This window comes from Mycoplasma leonicaptivi ATCC 49890 (genome assembly GCF_000622205.1).
GTDB lineage: Bacteria > Bacillota_I > Bacilli_A > Mycoplasmatales > Metamycoplasmataceae > Mycoplasmopsis > Mycoplasmopsis leonicaptivi.
In genome coordinates this window covers 1-2,262 of record NZ_JHWE01000068.1, presented here as the reverse complement: position 1 = coordinate 2,262, position 2,262 = coordinate 1, and the positions used below count along the sequence as shown (strand labels likewise).

At 26.0% G+C, this 2,262-nt stretch carries 1 protein-coding gene and 1 pseudogene; both read left to right on the top strand.

Annotation, left to right across the window (positions count from 1 at the left end):
• Positions 1-586: pseudogene (locus tag BU00_RS05265) on the top strand (hypothetical protein); the annotation flags it as partial.
• Entirely contained in the window at positions 586-2,226 is a 1,641-nt protein-coding gene (locus BU00_RS0103480; RefSeq protein ID WP_027121489.1) for an alpha-amylase family glycosyl hydrolase, read from the top strand. The pseudogene BU00_RS05265 and the gene BU00_RS0103480, both read left to right, overlap by 1 nt.
• The last annotated feature ends 36 nt before the right edge of the window (positions 2,227-2,262 follow it).

Here is a 2,262-nt window from a genome sequence, read left to right as displayed (position 1 = left end):
TAATAAAACATTATCAGAAAGAATTAATAGATATTGTCAAGGATTAATGATGAGTGTTCTTACACAAGGTAGACAATTTATGTTAGCAGGAACCGAATTATTACAAAGTAAACCTTGTGATATGTCTGGTGAAGAAGGATGAAAATGTCAAACTACCGAATATGATGATTTTGAAGAACAACCTGATAATAGTGCATTTCATCCAAATTCATACAAAACAACAGATTATGTTAATAGTGTTAAATGAAATCACTTAAAATACGAATCAGCAAAATATGTAATGAAATTTATGAAAAAACTTAATAAATTCAGAAATACTACTGAATATTTTAGACTTGATACAAATGAAAAGATTAAAAATCAATTACATTTTACAAAGGTTGATATTGAAAAACAAATTATTGAATTTAAAATTTCTAATTCAGATAACACAAAAGAAGTTGTTGTTATACATAATTTTAGTGATAATGACCATTTCTTTAATACAGAAGGTGAGATTATTTTAAGTTCATATAGATATCAAAGAAAAGAATCAAGCATAGTTTATGCTCATTCTTCAATATTATTAGAAAGAGATATTAAATAATGAAAACAGTAAAATTAGAAGAAAAAATTTTATATCAAATTTTCCCTAGATCTTTTTATGATTCAAATAACGATGGTGATGGTGATTTAAAAGGAATTACACAAAAATTACCATATTTAAAGAAGTTAGGTATTAATGGTATTTGGTTATGCCCAACATATAAAACAAATTTTGTTGATGCAGGATATGATGTTTTAGATTACAAATCTGTTTGAGAACAATTTGGAACTCTTGAAGATTTTAAAGAAATGACAGATAAAGCAAGAAAATACGGTATTGATATTATTATGGATATTGTCTTAAACCATGTTTCTAATGAACATGAATGATTTAAAAAAGCTTGTGAATCAACACAAAATATTGAGCACAATTACTTTATTTGAAGAGAAAAATTAAGCGATGAAGAAAAACAAGCACAAAGTATTTTTGGTGGTTCAGCTTGAGAGTATGTAGATAGTGTTAAAAAGTATTATTTTCACTTATTCGCTAAAGAACAAGTTGATTTAAATTGATCACATCCAGACACAATTAAAGCAATGGTAGATGTTATTAACTTTTGGTACGATTTAGGTGTTAGAGGGTTTAGATTAGATGCTATTAAACACGTTTCAAAAACATTTGATGATGTACAAGGTAATCCTTATTTTGCATGAAATAAAGGAGCAGTTGAATTTTTAAAAGAATTTAACACACAAGCTTTTGCTAATAAACCAGACGCTTATACATTAGGAGAAGCTTCAGGTATTTCTGCTTCAGAATTATTACAATATGGAACAGGTGAACAAAAAGTATCTGATAATTACTTTAATTTTGCTTGGTGATGAATTGGTTGATCAAACAAAACAGGAAGAAATGGTTATGATGCAAACTGAGACTATAAGCAATTTGCTTATCAACAAGCACCATTTCAAGAAAACACTAAGATATCACCTGAATTATTTACTAACTTTTTATCAAATCACGATACATCAAGAAGTATTTCAAGATGAGGTGATGAAAATATCTTTAGAGAAGAAGCGGCAAAAACACATGGTTTAATGTTAATGACACTTAAAGGAATACCATGTATTTATTATGGTGAAGAAATTGGTTTACTTAATACTAATTTTGAGTCTAGAAAAGCTTTTAAAGATGTTGATATCGCAAATGGTTTTGCTTCTCTTGTAGATAGAGACAAAGTTTATAGTGAAGAAGAATTTATTAAATATTTAAACATTAATTCACGTGATGCAGGTCGTTCATTAATGCAATGAACAAGTGGTAAAAATGCAGGATTTAACAAAGGTCAAAAACCTTGAATTAATTTAGGAAGAAATAAAGATGTTATAAATGTATCCAAAGCTTTAAAAGACCCTAATAGTATTTTTTACTTTTATAAAAATTTAATTTCATTAAGAAAAACTAAATTCAAAAAACTTTTAATTGAAGGATTATCAAAAATTGAAATAGATGAAAATGGTGTTTTAATAATTACTAGATCATTAAAACAAGAAAAATTAATCTCTTTAATTAACCTAACTAATAAAGAATTAACTTTAAATGAAATTAATGGTGAACAAATTATCTCAACATATAAAGATAATAAAAAACCTTTCGGAACACTTAGACCTTTTGAATCTATTTTAGTTTATAAAAAATAAGGAGAATAATGGAATTTTTAAAATATGATGTAAAAA